Annotated in this window: 13 protein-coding genes and 1 riboswitch; of the genes, 8 read left to right on the top strand and 5 right to left on the bottom strand. The window is 65.1% G+C overall.

Features of this window, described 5'->3' with window-relative positions:
• The first annotated feature begins 147 nt into the window (after positions 1 to 147).
• The 4 genes from ACODRW_RS21130 (at position 148) to ACODRW_RS21145 (ending at position 5554) form a co-directional block, all read left to right on the top strand.
• Complete coding sequence (locus tag ACODRW_RS21130) at positions 148 to 1734, top strand: methyl-accepting chemotaxis protein (RefSeq protein ID WP_486635403.1); 1587 nt, start codon at positions 148 to 150, stop codon at positions 1732 to 1734.
• Between the two features lie 551 nt (positions 1735 to 2285).
• Positions 2286 to 2459, top strand: a riboswitch (M-box (ykoK) riboswitch).
• An 82-nt stretch (positions 2460 to 2541) separates the two neighbouring features.
• Entirely contained in the window at positions 2542 to 3564 is a 1023-nt protein-coding gene (locus tag ACODRW_RS21135; protein ID WP_227107802.1) for a magnesium transporter, read from the top strand.
• Positions 3565 to 3760: 196 nt separating this feature from the next.
• Complete coding sequence (locus ACODRW_RS21140) at positions 3761 to 4348, top strand: hypothetical protein (RefSeq protein WP_488906630.1); 588 nt, start codon at positions 3761 to 3763, stop codon at positions 4346 to 4348.
• A 345-nt stretch (positions 4349 to 4693) separates the two neighbouring features.
• Complete coding sequence (locus ACODRW_RS21145) at positions 4694 to 5554, top strand: hypothetical protein (RefSeq protein ID WP_488906631.1); 861 nt, start codon at positions 4694 to 4696, stop codon at positions 5552 to 5554.
• Positions 5555 to 5623: 69 nt separating this feature from the next.
• Here ACODRW_RS21145 and ACODRW_RS21150 read toward each other — a convergent pair whose 3' ends face one another.
• Together ACODRW_RS21150 and ACODRW_RS21155 are read right to left on the bottom strand one after the other, a co-directional pair.
• Complete coding sequence (locus ACODRW_RS21150) at positions 5624 to 8482, bottom strand: adenosylcobalamin-dependent ribonucleoside-diphosphate reductase (RefSeq protein WP_488906632.1); 2859 nt, start codon at positions 8480 to 8482, stop codon at positions 5624 to 5626.
• 241 nt (positions 8483 to 8723) lie between these two features.
• Positions 8724 to 12047: a DUF748 domain-containing protein gene (locus tag ACODRW_RS21155; RefSeq protein WP_253314391.1), complete on the bottom strand. Its 3324-nt coding sequence runs from the start codon at positions 12045 to 12047 to the stop codon at positions 8724 to 8726.
• 404 nt (positions 12048 to 12451) lie between these two features.
• Here ACODRW_RS21155 and ACODRW_RS21160 point away from each other — a divergent pair, with 404 nt between their 5' ends.
• Together ACODRW_RS21160 and ACODRW_RS21165 are read left to right on the top strand one after the other, a co-directional pair.
• The gene (locus ACODRW_RS21160; RefSeq protein ID WP_107800145.1) at positions 12452 to 13792 is read left to right on the top strand and encodes a glutamine synthetase family protein; all 1341 of its coding nucleotides are present in this window, start codon (positions 12452 to 12454) and stop codon (positions 13790 to 13792) included.
• A gap of 288 nt (positions 13793 to 14080) precedes the next feature.
• Positions 14081 to 14812: a transglutaminase domain-containing protein gene (locus ACODRW_RS21165; RefSeq protein WP_107800144.1), complete on the top strand. Its 732-nt coding sequence runs from the start codon at positions 14081 to 14083 to the stop codon at positions 14810 to 14812.
• A gap of 17 nt (positions 14813 to 14829) precedes the next feature.
• Here the strand turns inward: ACODRW_RS21165 and ACODRW_RS21170 are convergent, their stop codons facing one another.
• Positions 14830 to 15645, bottom strand: a complete 816-nt coding sequence (locus ACODRW_RS21170) for a class I SAM-dependent methyltransferase (RefSeq protein ID WP_488906633.1) — start codon at positions 15643 to 15645, stop codon at positions 14830 to 14832.
• Positions 15646 to 15968: 323 nt separating this feature from the next.
• Here ACODRW_RS21170 and sph point away from each other — a divergent pair, with 323 nt between their 5' ends.
• Positions 15969 to 17492 carry a sphingomyelin phosphodiesterase gene (gene sph, locus ACODRW_RS21175; protein WP_488906634.1) on the top strand — a complete coding sequence of 508 codons (1524 nt, stop codon included), beginning with the start codon at positions 15969 to 15971 and terminating at the stop codon, positions 17490 to 17492.
• Between the two features lie 185 nt (positions 17493 to 17677).
• Here the strand turns inward: sph and ACODRW_RS21180 are convergent, their stop codons facing one another.
• Positions 17678 to 18082, bottom strand: a complete 405-nt coding sequence (locus ACODRW_RS21180; RefSeq protein ID WP_107800141.1) for a DUF3995 domain-containing protein — start codon at positions 18080 to 18082, stop codon at positions 17678 to 17680.
• Positions 18083 to 18309: 227 nt separating this feature from the next.
• On the opposite strand from ACODRW_RS21180, the gene ACODRW_RS21185 reads away from it, so the two are divergent.
• Complete coding sequence (locus ACODRW_RS21185) at positions 18310 to 19434, top strand: hypothetical protein (RefSeq protein ID WP_488906635.1); 1125 nt, start codon at positions 18310 to 18312, stop codon at positions 19432 to 19434.
• Between the two features lie 73 nt (positions 19435 to 19507).
• Here the strand turns inward: ACODRW_RS21185 and pta are convergent, their stop codons facing one another.
• Positions 19508 to 21592 carry a phosphate acetyltransferase gene (gene pta, locus ACODRW_RS21190; RefSeq protein WP_107800140.1) on the bottom strand — a complete coding sequence of 695 codons (2085 nt, stop codon included), beginning with the start codon at positions 21590 to 21592 and terminating at the stop codon, positions 19508 to 19510.
• Positions 21593 to 21654: the final 62 nt, after the last annotated feature.

A 21654-nucleotide genomic window follows, 5' to 3' on the forward strand; every position in this document is an offset into this window, starting at 1 on the left:
CACCATTGGAGACCGCCAAGATGAAATCCCAGTCCAATCAAGCAAATAGCGCGAAAAACGACGGCCACAGCCCGGATTGACCCAAATTGAATGAGCGCGTCCGGCGCCCGCGTCGTATACCGGCAACGTCAAGCAGGAGGCCCGGCAATGAGAAGCAATCTTCCCGTGGATGGCACCGAGGTGTTTTTGCTGCCCCACCGCCCCATCGTCACCAAGACCAACCTGAAAGGCCAGATCACTTACGCCAACCGCGCCTTCATCGATATCAGCGGTTTCAGCGAAGAAGAATTGATCGGGCAGCCGCACAATATCGTCCGCCATCCGGACATGCCTCAGGCCGCCTTCGACGACCTCTGGAGCACCATCAAGACCGGCCGCCCCTGGAAGGGCCTGGTCAAGAACCGCACCAAACAAGGACATTTCTATTGGGTGGAGGCCTATGTCACGCCCATCTGCGAGGGCGGCCAGCCGGTGGGTTATATGTCGGTGCGCAGCGCCCCGTCCAAACAGCAGACCGCCGACGCCGAGCAGCTTTACGCCCGCGTCCGCGAACGGAGTCAGGCGTTTCCGGAAACCCGCCACGCCGCCCCGCCGACGACGGCCTCGCTGTTACTGTGCGCGCAATTGCCCGCCGCAGCGCTGATCCTGGCCGGCGCCGCCGCGGACGGCGCCTTGCGCCTGACGCTGCTGACGCTGGCGGCGGTCTGGGCCTTGGCGGCCTCCTATCTGGCCGGGCGTTGGCTGGCGCGGCCGATAGACGCGGCGCAGCGCGCGCTGATGCGGCTGGCCGAAGGCGACTTCAGCGCCCAGATTCCCCCCTCCGGCCCGCGCGAGCCGCGCGCGGTGCTGGAGGAGATGGAAACCCTGCGCATCCACCTGCGCGCCATCCTGGCCGACGTGGTCGCCGGCGCAGAGGACGTCAGCGAAGCCGCCACCGCCACCCACGCCGAAGCCGAATCGCTGAACGCCCGCGGCGAATCCACGCTGGAAGGCATCACCCGGGTGGCGGCCGCCTTGCAGCAGCTGTCGGTGTCGGTGAACGAGATTTCGCAATCCACCCGCACCGGGGCCGAGTTCGCCGACCAGGCCACCGAACTGGCCAGCCAGGGCGAGGCTCAGATGAGCGACACCCGCCAGGCGGCCCAGGCCGTGGTCAGCGAGGTGTCCTGCACCCGCGACATCATCATCAAGCTGGAGCAATCGGTGGAGTCGATCAACACCGTCACCGGCGTGATCAAGGACATCGCCAACCAGACCAATCTATTGGCGCTGAACGCGGCAATAGAAGCCGCGCGCGCCGGCGAACAGGGCCGCGGCTTCGCCGTGGTGGCGGACGAAGTGCGCAAGCTGGCGGAACGCACCGCCGGCAACACGCTGGAGATAGAACAATCGGTGTCCTTCCTGCGCGAACGCTCGCAAGAGGCGCTGGAGGAAGTGAAGGCCGCGGTGAACAAGGTCCATACCGCCGAGGAAACCATACAAGCGGCGGCCGAGGGCCTGGAGGCGATCCGCAACGCCAACGAGAAAGTGGCGGAGTCCTCCTCCAGCGTGGCCAATATGCTGCAGCAGCAATCGTCCGCCTCCACCGAAGTGGCCCAGAGCATGGAAACCATGAGCACGCTGACCGAACAGAACAGCCACAGCATCGCCGCCACCCTGCAAGTGGCGCAGAAGCTGCACACCACCGCCAGCGATCTGCGCCGTCTGGTCAGCCAATTCGAAAAACATATGTGAGCGGCATCCATCCTGCGGCCGTATGGCATGTTTGCGAAAAATATTCATGCAAACGAGTTTTATTACACAAACTGTGAAAAATTACGGAACTACTTGATAACCATTCTTTCATAACCGTTATTCGTCGCGGCTCTACTGCACTGCACCATGACACCGGTCGCGACGAAGACGGCGCAGGCAGGCGGCGCATGCCGCCCGCCCGCGCTCCCGAAACCCTAATCGCAAGCCAAGCTTAAGGAGGTCGCCGTCCAATAACATCGCGCCCAACGCGACGCACCGCCGCTAGAGCGGCGTCGAGTCCGGCGCCGGAATCGCCCGGCCACGCGCCCGGCCTTCCATTCAGAGCCGTGAACATGATCTCGCCCAAGCCGCACGCGGCTCCCGGGCAAGGAATCACGCGGTTCTCAGAGTCCGTTCACAGTCCGTCGAGCAAAGCGAGACAAGGCGAGGAGAGTTGAAGATGCGAATGCGCCTACGGCGCGCGAGCATTCTGAACACCCAGTCACCGCGTCCCGCCTTACAAACGCGGACAATTGAATAGGCTCTCAGATGCAGTGTCTCGTTCGGCGAGGCTCCTATGCAAACACAGGTCACTGATCTGACGACGTCGAGAGACGCCCAAGGTTAGGACAGGCTTTATCGGATTAAGGTATAGCCCAAAGTGACTTCCCGCATGCAGTCGGGATACGTTGCATAGTGCCAAAACTTAGACGCGGAGATAGCTTTTCTGCACTCTCTCTTCTGGTTTACGCCCCCATTGTGACAACTGTTTGTGGTTATAAAACAGCTAACGGGGAATACCTCAAAATGTCTTTTGCAAGCATCACCCTGCCTACCGCTCAGGCAAACGAAGTCAATCTGAAAGAAACCGTCGCCTCCTACATGAGCGACTCGCTGATCACCCTCAGCCGCGACATGAAAGTCAGCGAAGCGCGCGAGCACATGCTCAAACAGCTGCGCGACGAAGACATTCCCGCCCAGATTTTCGTCATCGACGGCAGCCGCTTCCTGCACGGTCAACTCTCGGTCAAGCGCCTGCTGACCGAAACCGACCTGACGCTGCCGGTTTCCGCACTGATGGGCCCCACCGCTTTTGTCGTCGAGCCTAACCAACAGCGCCGCGATATCGTGCCGGAGCTGATAGACAAGGGCGTGGACCTCGCGCCCGTGGTCAGCGGCGGCAAGCTGCTGGGCGCTCTGTACGAAAAGGAAATCGCCGCGCTGATCCGCGACGAAGGCACCGACGACGCGCAACGCCAGGGCGCCAGCCTGCCGCTGGAGACCTCCTACCTGGAAAGCTCCCCGTGGAGCTTGTGGAAAAAGCGCCTGCCCTGGCTGCTGCTGCTGTTCTTCGCGGAAGCCTACACCAGCACCATCCTGCAAGTGTTCGAAGAGCAGCTGGAAGCCGCCATCGCCTTGGCCTTCTTCATCCCGCTGCTGATCGGCACCGGCGGCAACAGCGGCACCCAGATCACCTCCACCCTGGTGCGCGCGATGGCGATGGGCGAAGTCAGCCTGCGCAATATCGGCACGGTGCTGCGCAAAGAGGTGACCACTTCCTTCATGATTGCGCTGGCCATCGGCGTGGTGGCCTGGATACGGGCCTGGATGCTGGGCGTGGGCGACGAAGTGGCCTTGGTGGTGTGTCTGACCCTGATCGCCATCACCATCTGGAGCGCCATCGTGTCCTCCATCATCCCGATGCTGCTAAAGAAAATGCGCATCGACCCGGCCGTGGTGTCGGCGCCTTTCATCGCCACCTTCATCGACGGCACCGGTCTGGTGATTTACTTCAATATCGCCATGCTGGTGATTTCCGACCTGGCCTAAAGCCCGCTCAAGGTCTCGCGGACCTCCGCGAGACCGAACAGCATCGCGCAAACGACTCAAATCCGGGGACAGCCTACGCCTGTCCCCGCCTCCGGCTTGATCGCAAAGCAGGGCGCGCCAAGCCCAATCAAAATCGAGCGGCCATGCCGGCGCCTGCCGGCGCGCCGCCACCGGCAATATTGCAAGGAGTTACCCGATGAAAAACCATACGGTAACGAATCATCAGGATGGCCTCAGCCCCGCCGCCGCTAGCCGCCACACGCTGCTTGGCAACTTGAGCAAGCAGACCGCGCCGAAGCTGAAATCGGACAAGGCGACCCGCCCGGCCGACGAGTGGCAATCCGCCAGCGTGCTTCTGGACCTCCCTCAAACCAATGCCGCCCTATTCCACACGCTGTTGATGGGCATGCTGGCGATGGATGACGCGCAGGCGCTGCAAACCGTGTATCCCTCCCTCAAATGCCTAGGGCCGCAGCCTTGCCCAAGCCCCGCAATGAGCTGTATCAGCCCCATCCAAACCGAACACCCCATGACAGCCGACAAAGACTACCCCTTGGGCTTTGCGGTGCGTGCCTATGACGGTCATGGAGCAGCCATCGCCTATGCCGCGCATGAAATGCGCGACATTCATGGGGGCATGCGCTTGAAATCGACTATCGCGCTGCCTGGAGCCCTTCCCTGTTCGCGGCTGCAAGGACACCTGGATCACTTTGCCGCTGAATTTGGCCATTGGCACGCGGCGGCGATGTCCGGCGGCAGCACCTGGGCGGGTTTGCTCTTATAAGCGCCGATTCACAACACAACCGACGCTGCCTTGCCCGACGCGCCGCGCCGCCTACGCTGGCGCGTCGGCGCGCCTGGCCTTGGGGCAGCCCTCGCCGCGCAAGCCAAAAGCGAAAGAGGCCATGCGCGCGCACGGCGATAAACACTCCGCTTCCCGCCCCATGTTTTCACGAAACGCAAGCACCTTTGAACAGGCGCTAAGGCCAGTCCTCCTCCCTTGGTTTTTATCACATCATCGCCACATTGTTTTTGCCCAGAAGTCATGCTAATGTCCTGATAAATTTAAATAATCAAGACATACGCCGGCACCTCATTTCATCGCAACGCCACTTAAACGGCCTCTTTCATGACCCATTCAAACCGTAAACGCTTCGCCGCCGCGCTGGCGCTGGCCGCGGCGCTGCCGCTGGCGGCCCACGCCGAAACCTTCGACCTGGGCGCCATTCTCAAGGACGGCATCAAGAAGGCGCTGCAAAAAGACCCCGCCGCGGACGGCGCCGCCGCCCCGATGGCTCCCGGCGTCTACGACGGCTCCGACAAACAGTTCGAGCGCACGCTGACCATCCGTCCCAACGGCAAGTTCGAGCTGGAAGTCATGCAAAAAGGCAAACCCGGCCAACTGCGCTCCGGCTCCGGCAGCGGACAGTTGCAGGCCAACGGCGGACAGTGGCGCTATAGCGAAGGCATCTGCACGATGAACGTCCTGCCCCAGGCCTCCGCGGTGCAAGTACAGGTGGAGCGGTGCGCCAGCGCCTTCGGCGACGTGCCCTTCGACGGCGTTTATCGTCTGAGCAAAGCGACCGGCGGCGCCCAGGCCGGCGGCGGCAAGAACAAGGCCTTGGCGGCGCAGCTGAGCTGCCACAATCTCAACCTCAGCGAAAACGGCGTCGCCAAACTGCTGGCCGCCGCCGCCGGCACCGCGCCCAATCAGGTATGGGAACATGAGCTGGCCTTGCCGGGAGGTTATGACTACGGCGGCCTGCCTATCCGCTCCGTGCAGCTGTCCGAAGTGGACGGCGGTTTCCTGGCGCTGTTCGTGGACGGCGACGCCGCCGCCATCAAGAGCGCGATCAAGAAAACCCAGCGCAAGAGCAGCAGCGCGGCGATGTTGAGCAAGGTGGGGGAAAGCTATCCCTTCCCGGGCAAATCCAACGGCCTGCCCTATGTGCAGTGCCGCAGCAAGGCGGTTCAACACGGGCTGTATTGACGCTTGCCTCAAACGACAATGGCCCCGGCAAACGCCGGGGCCATTGCATTTAGTCGACCCGTTTAAAGCTCAACCGCAAGCGCCGACATGGCCGCAGGCGGTGCAGAACTCGCAGCCGTCTTTCTTGATCAGCGCGTGGTTGCCGCATTCCGGGCAGGGTTTGCCCGGCACCTGTTTCAAGGCGGCGCTGGCTTCCGGGCTGAACAGATCGCTCTGCTCCGGCACCATCACCCCCATCTCCTCCAGCGGCACGCCTTCCTCGGTCAGCACGCCCAGCATCGCGTAGCGGTGGATGATCAGCTGCGCCAGATAGGCGACGGTGGACGGCCAGCTCTGCGATTTTTCCACGCCGGGGATGCGGGCGAAGAAATCGCCCTGCGGCTCGGCGTAGCTCAGCAGCTTGCGCAGCTTGAGGCCGATCCAGGCCGGGTCTATCACCCGCATGTCCAGGCTCAGCATCTTGCACAGGCCGTCCAGCTCGCGCGGGTAGGCGCCGGCCAGCCACATCGAATACGGCCGGCGCTGGCCGTTGGGCAGCACCAGTTCCTTGATGAAGAGCACGAAGTCGTCGCCGGTTTGCGGGTTGCTGACGTCCACCGACCAGCTCATGGTGCCGTCGGTGCCCGATTTGGGCTCCTTGCGCGCGAACAGCGCGTCCATCACCGGCGTCGGCTCATTCTGGTCCGCCGGCAGCGCGCCCAGTTGCTCGACGCGGTGGCGCACCACCTGGCCCAGGGCCGCCGAGGCCGAGGTGGCGTAAACGGTGCGCTCGCCCAGATCGAACACATAGCGCTTGTCGCCGTTGGTGTGCGACAGCGCGTCCAGCTTGGCCGCCAGCCAACCGTGATCGCGGCAGCGCATGTCCATGGACAGAGTCTTGGCCACCGCGCCCAGGCCGCGCTGTTCTTCCGTGGCGTTGACCCAGCATTCGAACGGCGACACCCGGCCGTTCTCCACATGGCCCACCACGACGGCGAAATCGCCGGCGTCGCCTTCCACCATGAAGGTCCACGACGGGTTGCCTTCCTTCAGCTTGGGCCGGTTCGGCCATTTCAGGCTGGACAGCGCCGGCGTCGGCGCGGTGTTGAGCACCACGCGGCGGTCCGGGTCGCCGTCGCCGCTGCCGGACAGGTCCTGCGGCGTGGCGGCGCTGGGCTTGGCCGGCTCCACCGACAGCACCGAACCCAGCACATTATTGGGCCGGTAGGTGGTGATGCCCTTCAGGCCGGCGCGCCAGGCTTCCAGATAGAGGCTTTCGAAATCGTCGAAGGGGTAATCGCCGGGCACGTTCACCGTCTTGGAAATGGCGGTGTCGATATAGGGCGCCACCGCCGCCACCATGCGCATATGGTCCAGCGCGCTCATTTCCAGCGCGGAGACGAAGTAGTCCGGCAAGGCGTTGGTGTCGCCGCCCTGCATCCGGTAAACGCGGTAGGCGTGGTCTTCCACCAGGTATTCCTGCTGGCTGCCGTCGGCCATGCGCTTCTTGCGGGTGTAGAACCAGGAGAACGGCGGCTCGATGCCGTTGGAGGCGTTGTCGGCGAAGGCCAGCGAAATGGTGCCGGTGGGCGCGATGGACAACAGGTGCGAGTTGCGGATGCCGTGCTTGCGGATGCGCGCCTTGATCGCTTCCGGCAGCCGGCTGGCGCAATGCGGCGCGGCCAGGTAGGCGTCGGCGTCGAGCAGCGGGAAGCCGCCCTTCTCGATGGCGAGATCCACCGAGGCGTCGTAGGCGGCGTCGCGCATCGCCTCGGAAATGCGGCTGGCGAAGCGGCGGCCCTCCTCGCTGTCATAGCGTATTTTCAGCATGATCAGCGCGTCGCCCAGGCCGGTGAAGCCCAGACCGACGCGGCGCTTGGCCTGCGCCTCGCGCTGCTGCTCTTCCAACGGCCACACCGTCAGGTCCAGCACATTGTCCAGCATGCGCACCGACATGCGCACCACTTTCTCGAAGCTCTTGAAGTCGAAGCTGGGCTTGTCGCCAAAGGGCTGACGCACGTGGCGGCACAGATTGATGGAGCCCAGATCGCAGCAGCCGTAATCCGGCAGCGGCTGCTCGCCGCAGGGGTTGGTGGACTCGATCACCTCGCAATAGGACAGATTGTTGTCCTGATTGATGCGGGTCATGAACAGCACGCCCGGCTCCGCGTGATCGTAGGTGGAGGCCATGATCTGCCGCCACAGCTCGCGCGCCGGCACCGCGCGGTAGACCCACAGGCCGTCCGCGCGCTGATAACTGTCGGGGAACGCGTTGGACGACGGCTCCACCGCGTGGGTCAGTTCCCAGGCGGCGTCCGCCTCCACCGCGCGCATGAAGTCGTCGGAGACGCCCACCGAGATATTGAAATTGCGCAGATCGCCCTGGTCCTTGGCGTGGATGAAGTCCTCCACGTCCGGGTGGGAAATGTCCAGCACCCCCATCTGCGCGCCGCGGCGCGCGCCGGCGGACTCCACCGTTTCGCAGCTGCGGTCGAACACTCGCATATAGGACACCGGGCCGGACGCGCGGCTATTGGTGCCCTTGACCCGCGCGCCCTTGGGACGGATGCGCGAGAAGTTGTAGCCGACGCCGCCGCCGCGGCGCATGGTTTCCGCCGCCTGCAGCAAGGCCTCGTAAATGCCCACCTTGCCGTTTTCGGTTTCGGACACCGAATCGCCCACCGGCTGCACAAAGCAATTGATCAAGGTGGCGCGCAGATCGGTGCCGGCGGCGGAATTGATGCGGCCGCCGGGAATGAAGCCGTTTTCCAGCGCCTGATAGAACAACGGCTCGAAACGAGCCGGCTCGCTTTCCAGCGCCGCCAGCGCCTTGGCCACGCGCAGGCGCACTTCGCTCACGCTGTGTTCGCCGTTCTTGGCGTATTTTTCCAACAGCACCTCGCGGGAGATGTCCTGCTCGGTCATGGCGGCGATGTTTTCCTGCTTCATGGTTCCCGGTTCCTCTTGAATTGCGGCCTGCGGCGGCCAGGGCGGCCCCCTTCCAGCATGCAATGGACCGTGTGGGCCGCAAAAGGTTTCAACACGTCCGATACGCAATATCTGGAAAAGAAAAACGGCGTATTACACTATATGTAGTTACGCCGTTCGTTGACACATATCAAGCGCTATTCCACGCCGCCGCCGCTTTTCCCGCTTGTCATGGGTAAAAACACGACGCGCGGCCGCCGCCTCACGGCGTCTTCAGCTTCACCTCCAGCGGCACCCCGTCGCGGCCGGCGGAGACCTTGACCGGCTCGCCCAGCTGGATGCGCTCCTGCAAGGCCGGATCGGTCTTGAGCATGGCCGCGCGCGCGTTGGCGGCGCGTTGCTTGGCCAGTTGCTGCAGGCTGGCGTCGGTGATGCTCTGCGCGGCGATCAACTCGTCCCGCAGCAGCTTGCCCAGGGCCGCGCCGGACGGCCCGCCCGGCTTCAGCGTGTGGCCCAGCAGCTTGAAGCGGCCGATCTGCTTGCCGTACACCGATTTGACCGCGGACAGGATTTCCTCGTCCTGCATGTCCGGCAGCGGCAGCGGCTCGCCGGCGCCCAGCTGGTGGCCGGCGGCGGCGAAGATCGCCAGATCGGTTTGCGCGCGCGCCATTTCCTTGCGGTCCGCGTCGGCGTTGTAACCGCCGCTGATGGACAGCATCAGCTTGGGCCGCTTGACCATCAGCCCGGCCACCTTGACCAGCTTCTCCCGCTCCGGCGGCGTCACATTGGCCTCGCCGGCCACGAAGCGGATATCGTCGAAGCCCTCGCCGCCCAGCAAGGCGCCCAGCGCGCGGAACGGCGCGGTCACCACCTTGGTCACCACGTTGACGATGGCTTTCCAGATGATCTTGCCGTAGCTGAACTGCGGATCGTCCAGGCTGCCGGCCACCGGCAGGTCCAGATCGATGCGCTTGTCGCTGTCCTCCAGAATGGCCACCGCCAGCCGCAGCGGCAGCCGCGGGCCCTTGTATTCGCTGTCCGGCAGCTCGTCGCCCAGTTGCAGGGAATCGATCACCACCCGGTTCTCGCCCTTGAGCTGGCGCTGCTCCAGCAGATAGCGCAGGTCCACCGACAAGCGTCCGTCCTTGACCTGCCAGCCGGCGAAGTTCATCGAATACGGGTTCAAGGTGCCCATGGAGATATTGCGGAAGGCCAGGGTGATGTCGGTGTTGTCCGTGGGCGCCAGCGGCGACAGCGCGCCGCGCACCTTGACGTCGCCGAACTGGTCCACGTCGCCGTCCAGCGTGATGTTGCCGCGCTGCTTGGCGCGGGTGGACAGGTTCTGGATGGAGCCGCGCAGATTATGCATGTCGGACGCGAAGTCCGGCTTCATGCCGTGGTCGGCGAACTGCACCCGCCCGCCCTGCACATGGATGGACCGGACCTCCACCAAGGGCAGCGGCGCCGCCTTGGCCGACGGCGCCGGCGTCGCCGGCTTGCCGCCCTGGCCGGCGAACAGCCGGGTCAAATTGAGCTCGCGCTTTTCATCCAGCACCAGCCGCGCCGCCGGCCCTTGCAGCCGCACATCGTTGATTGTCGCTTTCAGCGGCATGCCCTGAGCGCTGAGGCCGCGCACTTGCAGATCGCGCCACCCCAGCAAGGGCAGCTTCTCGCCCGGCTCGTACACCGCCAGCCGCGCCACGCCGGCGGAGCCGCCGACGCGCCAGCCGCGCGCGCCGACATCCAGATTCAGATCCGCGGACAACGCGCCGCCGCCGAAACGCAGCGAGGTTCCGCTCAAGGCGTACGGCGCCAGCGGCGCCAGCTGCACCCCGTCGGCGCGCAGCCTGCCCTTGAGCGCGCCGGCCGCGGCGTCGATATCGGCCTTGACCGCCAGCTTGCCGCCGTTGAGCCCGCCGGCCAGATCCAGCGCCAATTGCCGGCCGTCGTCCACCGCCACCGTGCCGCCCAGGCCGGACAGCGTCATGCTGGCCGGCTTGGACAGACTGCGGTCGGTCCAGCGCAGCTGGCTGTCCTGCAAAGCCATTTCCGGGTAATCGAACTTCCAGGCCGGCGCGGCCTCGCCTTGCGCGCGCGCCGGGGCGGCGGCCGGTTTGGAACCGCCGGCCGGCTCGAACAAGCGGGCCAGATTGATCTGGCCGGCGCGGTCGCGCTCCACCTGCGCATCCAGGCCGCTCAAGCTCAGCTTGCCCGGCTCGATGCGACGGCCCTTTTGCGACAGCTGGCTGGACGCCAGCTCGGCGCTGGCCAGGCTCAAGACCGGCGCCGCGCCCTGCGCGCCCAGCTTCAGCTCGTCCAGCCGCGCCAGCAGGCCGGTCAGCGCGAAGCCGTTGTCCGGCGACAAGGAGAAACGGCCGGACAGCAAAGGTAGTTTGGCCTCCAGCGCCAAGGGCTGGCGGAAACCCTGATCCGCGTAGCTCACGCGCCAATTGCGCAGCTTGATCGCCTCGATGTTCACCAGCCACGGCAGCGGCGCGGCCGCCGGCTGCGGCTTGGCGGCGGCCGGCGCGGCCGGAATCGCCTTCTGCCAGTCCACCGTTCCGTCGCGGTCGCGCCCGGCCATCGCCAGCCCCTGATCCAGCTCGATGGACTGCACTTTCAGCATTGAACGCGCCAGATCCAGCGCGCCGCCTTCGACGCGGACTTCCGGAATCGTCAGTTCGCTGCGGCCGCCCGGCGCCTTCAGCGCGAAGCGCAGCAGGCTGGCGCGGAACGGCGACACCGTCAGCTCCGGCGTCTTGCCGGACATTTCAAAATGGTAGCGCGCGGACACGGACAGCCGCCCTTCCGGCGCGGCGGTGTTGAAATGCGGCTGCACATAGGGCCAGACCGAGGCCAGCGGCAACTCCGCCATCTGCGCCTCGCCGTCCGACTTCAGCGGTTGCAGATTGATGCTGCCCTTCCAGTTGAAGCGGGTGCCGTCGGTCATGGCCGCCTGCATCGTATAACTGCCGTTTTCCGGCAGCGTGGACAGGTCCAGCAGCGACAGATTCAACGGCACCAGGGTGAAGCGCTCGTCGCCGCCCAGTTGATCGGACAACTGCGCCTGGCCCTTGCGGATGTTCAAGGCCTTGATCATCAGCCGCGGCAGCTTGTCCGAGCCCCCTTCGGGCTTGGCCGGGCCGGCGGCGTCGGCGACGAAGCTGGCCCAGTTCCACTGCCCGGCGCGGTTGCGCGCCAGGGCCAGCCGCGGCTCTTCCAGGGAAAACTCCTGCGCCTGCCAGCGGCCGATCAAGAGCATGGACGGATCCAGGTTCAGATACGCCCGCTTCACCGCGAACAGCGGCCGGCCGTCGCCCTCGCTCAGCTTGAGATCCCTGACCTCCAGCGACATGTCCCAAGGCGTGATCCTCACCTCGCCCATGCTCAGCGTGCGGCCTATGCTCTTTGCCCACTTGGCCGCGGCGTCGCTGATCATGCCCGGCGCCAGCCAGCCCAGGAAGCCCCACAGCAGGGCCAGCAAGACGATGGGAACCGCCAGCCAGCGCAGCCAACGACGGCGCGGTTTAGACGCTGGCGGCTTGGAATCTGAAGCGGGAGTGATCTGTTCGGTATCGTTTTCCATATCGTCTAATTCTAATACTCATAAAGAGGTCTTAACAGTCCCCTGGGCAGATTTCCCTGTTGCCGCAAACCAACAACTGACCGGCATCCAATCAATAATCATTGCGAATGTCCACGCGCCGGGACTAGCATGCATTCGTTCAAAATATTGAACATTTCGAACCAAAAACGATCAATGCTTTCAAAGCGGCATTGTGTCGCGCCACCAAACCTAGAGAGGAGCAAACGGATTGCCGATCCATCATTGGGCCCGATTCCAGCCCCGTCCCGCCTGCCCGCGCAGCCCCGGCTGCCGCACACTGGACCGTAGATTATTTTTAGTACAAGCGCAGCGGCCGCATACGCTGAGGCACGACGCCCAGCGCGACAGCAGCTCGGGCGCGCACACATGACAACAGAGGCTTTATGAATAACGCAGAACAAATCAACAAATGGTTGGACGACAATCGCATCACCGAAGTGGAATGCCTGATCCCGGACATGACCGGGCTCGCCCGCGGCAAGATCGTGCCGCGCCATAAATACAATCCGGCCGAAGGCCTGCGCCTGCCGGAAGCCGTGCTGTCCATGACCGTGACCGGGGACTACCCGGACCAGGACTTCACCTCCCTCGCCGATCCCGACATGCGGCTGATTCCCGACGCCAGCACCCTGCGTCCGGTGCCGTGGAACCTGGAGCCCACCGCCCAGATCATCCACGACTGCGCCTTTTTCGACGGCCGCCCGGTGGACCTGGCGCCGCGCAATGTGCTCAAGCGCATCCTCAAGCTGTACGAAGACGAAGGCCTCAAGGCCGTGGTGGCGCCGGAAATGGAGTTCTACCTGGTGGAAATCCAGCCGGACGAAGACATCCCGCTGCGCCCGCCGGTTGGCCGCACCAAACGCACTGAAGCCGGCATGCAGAGCTTCTCCATCGACGCCGTCAACGAATACGACGGCATCTTCGACGTGATGTACGACTGGTGCGAAGCCCAGGGCCTGGCGCTGGACACCCTGATCCACGAAATGGGCACCGCCCAGATGGAAATCAATCTGGACCACGGCGACCCGCTGGCGCTGGCGGACCAGGTCTTCCTGTTCAAACGCACCGTGCGCGAAGTGGCGATCCGCAACAATATGTACGCCACCTTCATGGCCAAGCCGATGCAGGGCCAGCCCGGCAGCGCCATGCACCTGCATCAGAGCGTGGTGGACAGGGAGAGCGGCAAGAACATCTTCAGCCTGAAGGACGGCCAGCCCTCGCAGAAATTCTTCCATTTCATCGGCGGCCTGCAAAACTATCTGCCGCCGGCGATGCCCTTTTTCGCGCCCTATGTGAATTCCTACCGCCGGCTGAGCCGCTACACCTCGGCGCCGATCAATCTGTCCTGGGGCTACGACAACCGCACCTGCGGCCTGCGCGTGCCGCACTCGGACCCGCAGGCGCGGCGAGTGGAAAACCGCCTGGCCGGCGTGGACGTCAACCCCTATCTGGCCATCGCCGCCAGCCTGGCCTGCGGTTATCTGGGCATGAAACAGGGCCTGATGCCGTCCGAACCGCTAAGCGGCAGCGCCTACGAGCAACCGCACCAGCTGCCCCGCCACCTGGACGACGCCATCGACATGCTGCTCAAGTGCGAACCGCTGACCAATCTCTTCGGCGAACACTTCATCCGCACCTATAGCGCGATCAAGGAAGCCGAGTACCGCGAATACTTCGACGTGATCAGCCCGTGGGAGCGGCGCTTCCTGCTGCTGCACGTTTGATCGGCGCTTAGGGCGTGTTCACCGTTTCGCGAGCCAAGCTGAGACAAGGCGAAAACCGCTGAGAAAGCGGAGCGCGCACACGGTAGACGCGCGTTTCGAAGTGGTACTCGCCGTGCAACGCTTCACAATGCGCTGCGGACTTTGAACCGCTTCTTAAGGCGCGGACCCCTCGCCGCCGGCCCCTGTTCCGGGCCGGCGGCTTTTCCGCCCCACCGTCATCAAACTGTGCATTGACAATCCCCGGCTCAGAATATTCAATATGCTTAACACTTGCCGCCAGAGCATTCCATGCACCCAAGCCCCCAGCCCGACCCCGTCCGCCCAGCGCCCTGCGCCGGGCTGAGCCTGAGCCAAGTCCTGCGCCAGGTGCAAAGCGACGCCTCCCCGGACAACGACCGCGACTACTGCCGCGCGCTGCACGACTTCGTGCGCGACCGCGTGCGCTTCGGCTTCACCAGCCAGTTTGAAACCGTCACGCCGGAACGCACGCTGGCGCTGGGCCGCGGCCATTGCAACGCCCAGGGCGATCTGCTGCGCGCGCTGCTGACCACCGCCGGCATTCCGGCGCGGCTGCGCTTCGTGCGGTTGGACAAGCGCGTGCTGCGCCACGCGGTGCCGGCCCCGATCTACCTCTGCCTGCCGGAACACCTGTTCCACGGCCTGGTGCAAGCGCGGCTGGACGGCCGCTGGCTGCACTGCGACAGCTATCTGTTCGACCCCGACGGCTTCGAACGCCAATACGCGCGCCTGCTCGCCTCCGGCCTGCCCCGCGGCTACGGCCTGCGCCTGGGCGCGGACTGCCGCTGGAGCGCGGACGCCGACAGCTTCTGCCAAGCCGGCGCCGACGACCTCCACGACGAAGACCCGGTCTACGACAACCTGGCCATCGCCCTGCAGGAAAAAGCCGGCAACAACACCTTGCTGGGCCTGCACTTCAACCAATGGCTGAAACTGGCGCCGTCGCCGCTGCGCCGACGCGGCGAACGCTATCTGAACAGCCGGCTGCATCCCGCCCGCTGACGCGGCCGGCGCGGCCGCTATGACGGCAAGCCGCCGGCCCCCGGCTTGCACGCCCAGGTGGCGATGAAGGCCGGCAGATAGCCGTCGATGACAAAGCGCGGCGTCGGCTGCATCTCCTCGTGAAACCCCGCCAGCAAGAAACCGGCCTCCAGCTGGCCGCCTATCTGCTCCGCCAGGCTGTGGCCGAACACCAGCGCCTCGCCGCCGGCCCGCTTGGCCGCCAACGCCTCCGGCGCCAGATCGCGCAGATCGGAATACGGCACCGGATAGCGCGGCCGGATCAGGCCCTGGCGCGCGTATTCCGGATCGCGGTCGCCGATGAAGGCCGCCGGATTGAAAAAGCTGCTCAGCAAACGCCCGCCCGGACGCAGCACCCGGAAGCACTCGCGCCACACCGGGCGCACATCCGGCACATAGAGATTGGAAATCGGGTGGAATACGCAGTCGAAGCTGGCGTCGGCGAAGCGCGACAGATCGCGCATATCGCCCAGCTCGGTCGCCAGGCCCAGCCCTTCGCGCCGCGCCACCAGGCGGTCGCGCTCCAGTTGCTGTTCCGAGGCATCGAACACCGTGACCTCGGCCCCGGCCGCCGCCAGGAGCGGGCCTTGCTGGCCGCCGCCGCTGGCCAGGCACAGAATGCGCCAGCCGGCCACCTGATCCAGCCAGCCGGCCGGCAACGGCCCCGGCGTCAGCCGCGCCCGGTGATCGCCCGCGCGCGCGGCGGCGACGGCGGCGGCGTCCACCGGCTGCGACCACGGACCGGCCTGCTCGGCCTGGCGGTCCCAGGCGGCCTGATTATGCGAAAAAATATCGAGAGAAACGTGTTCCGACATGGGGAGTCCTATTCCATTCAGAAAATTGAGGACACCCAGCCAAAACCGCATCCATAGCGAAATGGACAGCCCCCGCGAAGGGGCAAAGACGAAGCGGAAGACCAAACGAAACGGCAATGCGGCAAACGGCCCTGGCTGGGCAAACGAGTGACGGGCATTACAGCTTCATTCCGGCGCGCTCCTATCGGGACAACACAGAAGAGATTCAAACCGCGCAAGCCTGGCGGCGCAGACGCTCATTCTACGCCAGATCAAATTTAAATGACATAGCAATTCTGCAAACAAGGCCATTCAAGCTTTGCGCTCCCTCACCCATCGGAGACATGATGAAAGCTTGCCTGGCACTGTGCGCCGCGCTGCTGGCCGCCCCCGCCCTCGCCGCCTATCCCGACGACCTCAGGCTGACCACCTGGAACGCGATGCTGCTGCCGCAGTCGCTCTATCCCAATTACGGCCAGGAACAGCGCGCCCGGCTGATCGCCGCCGCCCCCATCCTGCAAAACCAGGACGTGGCGGTGTTTCAGGAATTGCAGGACAACAGCAGCTCCGAAGCGCTGCTGCAAGGCCTGAAAGCCCGCTTCCCGCACCAGACCCCGGTGATAGGCCGCAGCCAGAGCGGCTGGGACGGCACCGAAGGCTGGAACGGAGCCAGGCCGGAAGACGGCGGCGTCGCCATCGTCAGCCGCTGGCCGATTGTGGAAAAACGGCAATATCTGTTCCGCACCGCCGGCTGCAGCTGGGAACAATACGCGCTCAAGGGCTTCGCCTACGCCAAGCTGCAAGCGGGCGGCCGCTACTATCACGTGCTGGGCGCCCACCTGCAGTCGGAAGACAGCGGCTGCAAGGACCACGCCGCGGTGCGCCAGGCCCAGCTGCGCGAAATCGCCGACTGGCTGCGCGCGCGGCAACTGCCCAAGGACGAAATGGTGCTGATTGCCGGCGACATGAACGTGGACCGCCGCAAGCCGGCGGAATACCGCGCGATGCTGGACATCCTTCAAGCCAGCGAGCCGCGCTACGCCGGCGTCGCCGACAGCTTCGACACCGCGCGCAACGGCCTGGCGCTGGAGCGCTACGGCGCGCGCGGCGGCGACATCCCGGAATACCTGGACTACATCCTGACGCTGAAGGCCCACCGCCAGCCGTCCGCCTGGCACAATCTGGCGCTGGACGCGCCGTCCCCGCAGTGGACGGTGCAATCCGTCGGCAAGCACACCTACGCCTACACCGACTACAGCGACCACTACCCGGTACAGGCCTTCGCCTGGGCCGACGCCGCCACGCCCACGCAATCCTATACCGATCAGGCCGGCAGCTACCGCCAGGTAAGCCTGCAAAACCTGGGCAACGGCCAATGGCTGCAAAGCGCCGCCGCCAACGACGGCTGGCTGAAGACCGGCCCCGGCAACGGCCCCGCCGCTCGCTTCAATCTGTCCAACAACTTCGCCATGCGCGACAACGGCTGCCTGCGCTCAGGCGACTATCTGCGGGTGGAGCGCGCCGACCGCCCCGGCTGGTTCTGGACCTGGTGGGGCGGCCTGGACGCCAATCAATACGCCTACTACACCAAGCAAGGCCCGCTCAACGCCTCCACGGAACTGCGGCTGCAGATTCAGGAGCGGCCGGACGGCTGCCTGCGGGACGGCGACATCGTCAGTTTCAAGGATTGGGCGCGGCAGAGCGATTACTATCTGACCGCCTGGAACGGCGGCGCTCACGATGGCCAGCTCTATCTATGGCAGCCCGGCGTCGGCCCGCGCGAACGCTTCCGCGTCGGCATCGCGCGCCAGCCGCAGCGGCAGGATTGGAAAGCGCAATTGATTTACGCGCAGAATAAGAAGCGCTAAGAACGTGTTTACGATCTCGCGAACCAAGGCGAGACAAGGCGAAAACGGGCGAAAAAGCGGAGTGCACACACGGTATATGAGCATTTCGAAGCGGTACTCGCCGTGTCACGTCTCACGACGCGCAGCAGATCGTAAACAGATTCCAACGAGAACAGCGGGCGGCTAGCCGCCCGCTTTCAGGAGCGTTACCAGGCGAGGATCAGCAACAAACTGCCCAGCAACAAACACAAGGGGGAATAGAAACGGGTGTCGTTGCGGGCGAAGCGGCTGTCGCGCACGCTCTTGAACAAGCCGACGTAGCGGAATTCGCCGATGCCGCGCAGCAGCAACGCCGCCGCCAGCGCCAGCAAGCCCCAGCGCACGGTCTCCATTTGCCAGAAGCGCGTCAGATGGCCATGCAGCGCAACCGCCAGCGCCGACAAGGCCAACACGCCGGCCACGGCGAACGTGCCGCCGCGGGTGGGCTGGAACAAGGGCTTGCCGTCCACTTCGGGCACGGCGGCCCCCATGCCCACGGTGCCGCCCAGCGCCCAATAGCAATGGACCAGACTGATAATCAGAAAAACAGTAATCAAAAACAGGCTCAGCATAAGCAGGTTCCCTTTCTAATTAAGTGTTTATCGGAAGTTCAACCTCGCCTTGATTATAACACAATCCCATCTGCATTGATTTTCGGCAAAAAAACGGCAACGCCGGGCAAACTCGCGCCCATCGCCGCGGGTGGCGCGCTGAGTGAATTCTGCAAGCCGCCCTCCGGCTTTTTGACGACAGTAGCGGGGTCGAATCACTCCATGTCTTCCACTTGAAAGCCGACCCCATGCCAAACATCACCGCCCACAGCGCCACTCGCCCCCTCGCCGCTCCCGCGGCCTTGCCGACTGCCCGCGCCGCCGCCGCTGCTCAGCCACAACTGGGCCTGGGCCGGCAGCTGGCCAGCGCCTCGAATCGCTGCGCCGCCGCGCCGGACCGCCCGCAAACCACGCAAGGGCCCGTTCCGCAACAAGCCCGTTTCCAGTCGCTGTTGTTCCGGGTGGCCAACGGCGAGGTCAACGCCTCCCCTGCGCGTCAGGACCAAGCGGTGGCGCTATACGGCCTGAGTCACGCGCAAATGCAGCTGTCCCGTTTCGTGCGCGGCGAACTGGACATGCAAAACGTCGCCACCATCGCCAATTACAATAAGCAGCTGAACATCGTCCATTACAGCCGCGACGACGCCATGTATAGCATCTCGCCTCGCAAGCTGATCCAGGAATTCAGCCGCCACATCAGCGACGCCGCCGCCGGCAAGCTGGTCAAGCGCGCGCCGCAGCCGGTCGCCCCCATCCTCCAGGCCTGGGCCGATTACCTGGGCGCCCATCACACGCGGCTGGACCCGTTTGTCCGGCTCAACGCGCTGCTGGCCGACGTGCCGCCGGCGGAGCGCTCCGCCGTGGCCACCCGCTTTGTGCTGAAGAACACCAGCGGCGGCTGCCGCACGGAAACCACGGTCAACACCTTGCTCTATCTGGTGCACGCCTGCGGCTGCAAAAACGCCGACGACGTCGCCGCCGCGCTCGGCAAGCGCACGCTGGAACAACGCGACCTGCTGGACCTGTCCGAACTGTTCATCAAGCACTTCTTCCGCAACTCCAGCAAACTGGGCCTGGAATTCTTCGCCCAGCAAGGCGCGGAAATCGCCTTTGCCTGGAACGACGCCGGCCGCGGCAAGATGGACCTTGAAGCGATACGGCAAAAACCCTGGCAAGAACAGCAGCGCCGCTTCCAGCACAGCTACGAGCCGATCACCTACTCCGAAGTCCGCTCCGTGCTGCGTCAGCCCGAGCTGTTCGACGGCAAAGTCTCCAAAGTGTATTTCGCCGACAACGGCGTGGAACTGGCCGGCTCTCCCGCCTCCGAGCAATGGGTGGCGCTGACGCGCCCCATCGCCGCGCAGCGCCACTAACAAGGCCGCATAAGACAACAGCCCCCGGCGCTTTCGCACCGGGGGCTGTTTTCAGATCAAGCGCTCTCGACGCTTACTGCGCGTCCGCCTGGATCGCGGTCAGGGCGATGGTGTAGACGATGTCGTCCACCAGCGCGCCGCGCGACAGATCGTTGACCGGCTTGCGCAGGCCTTGCAGCATCGGGCCCACCGACACCACGCCGGCGGAGCGCTGCACCGCCTTGTAAGTGGTGTTGCCGGTGTTCAGGTCCGGGAACACGAAGACATTGGCGCGGCCGGCCACTTCACTGTCCGGCGCCTTTTGGCGGCCTACGGATTCCACGCTGGCGGCGTCGTACTGCATCGGGCCGTCAATCATCAGATCCGGGCGCTTTTCCTTGGCGATGCGGGTGGCTTCGCGCACTTTCTCCACGTCCGAACCGCTGCCGGAAGTGCCGGTGGAGTAAGATATCATCGCCACGCGCGGGCTCAGGCCGAAGGCGCTGGCGGAATCCGCGGACTGGATGGCGATGTCGGCCAGCTGCTCCGCGTTCGGGTCCGGGTTCACCGCGCAGTCGCCGTACACCAGCACCTGATCCGGCATCAGCATGAAGAAGATGCTGGACACGATGCTCGCGCCCGGCGCGGTCTTAATCAGCTGCAGCGCCGGACGGATGGTGTTGGCGGTGGTGTGCACCGCGCCGGACACCAGGCCGTCCACCTCGTTCAGGGCCAGCATCATGGTGCCGATCACCACGCTGTCTTCCAGCTGCTCCGCCGCCTGCGGCGCGGTCAGGCCCTTGCTCTTGCGCATTTCCATCATCGGCGCCACGTAGCGGCCGGCGGCCTCTTTCGGGGCCAGGATTTCAATGTCGGCCGGCAGGGTCACGCCCTGGGCTTCCGCCACCTGGCGGATGCGCTCCGGTTCGCCGATCAGCACGCAGCGGGCGATGCCCTTCTCGTGGCAGATGGCGGCGGCCTGGATGGTGCGCGGCTCGTCGCCTTCCGGCAGCACGATGCGCTTTTGCGAGCGGCGCGCGCTCTCGATCAGACGATGACGGAAGGCCGGCGGCGGCAGGCGCACTTCGCGCGGCTCGCCGATCTTCTGCACCAGCACCGCGGTGTCGATGCGCTCGGCCACGAAGTCGATCATCGCCTGCATGCGCTCGGCGTCTTCCATCGCCACGTGACGGTCCAGATTAGCCAGCATGGTGCTGGTCTCATAGGTGTCGCGCTCGGTGGACAGAATGGTCAGGCCGGCTTGGCGCGCGGACTGGATCAGCGGCAGGATGCTGCCGGACACCGGTTCGCCGCAGGTCAGCAGCAGGCCGGCCAGCGGCACGCCGCGCAGCATGGCCAGCGAGGTGGCCAACACCACGTCGCTGCGGTCGCCCGGCGTCACCACCAGGGTGCCCGGCAGCAGGCGTTCGGCCATCTTCTCCACGGTGCGGGCCGCCACCACGGTTTCGCGCATGCGCGCTTGCTCGATCTGGCCGGCGTGTTCGATCTTCAAACCCAGCGCGCTGACCACGTCCAGCACGCGCGGCGCGTCCAGCTTGGCGTCGTAAGGCACGCAGCCCAGCAGCGGCGTGGCGCAGCCCTGCTCCGCCAGCTCCGCGCGCAGGCCGGCCAGATTGCCGCACTCCGCGCCGCGGTTCAGCAGCAGACCGGCCAGTTTGCCGTTGCCGTCGGCGCCGAACTGGCGCTGCACCAGCTGCACGCATTCGGCGATGTCGCGCGCGCCGCGGCCGGCGCCGGACAGCACCAGCAACAGTTCCGCGGACAGGCTGCCGGCCATTTCCGCGTTCAGGCGGATGGCGGTTTGCGCGTCGCTGTCCGGCACCAGGCCTTCAACGATCAGCACATCGTGATTGTCCCGCGCCTGTTCCGCCAGGCGCACCACGTCTTCCATCAAGGTGGCCAGCTCGCCTTCGCGCAGCATGGCTTGAGCGCGGGCAAACGGGATGGACGCCGGCGCGTCGATATTGCACAGCTGACGGGCGAAGTGGCTGGACAGCTCTGCGCCCACGCTGGCGGGCTGCGCGATGGGCTTGACGAAGCCCACCTTGATGCCGTCGCGCTCCAGCGCGTGCACCAGGCCCAGGGTCATGGAGGTCAGCCCGGCGTCCGAACCATAGGAAGCCAGGAAAAACACTCGTTTCGGTTGTTGCGATGTCATGAGTTTTACTTTCGACGCGCGCGCCGCCGCAAAGCGGCCCGGCGTTCAGAATCAGGCGGCGG

The organism is Chromobacterium sp. FG89, assembly GCF_057808735.1.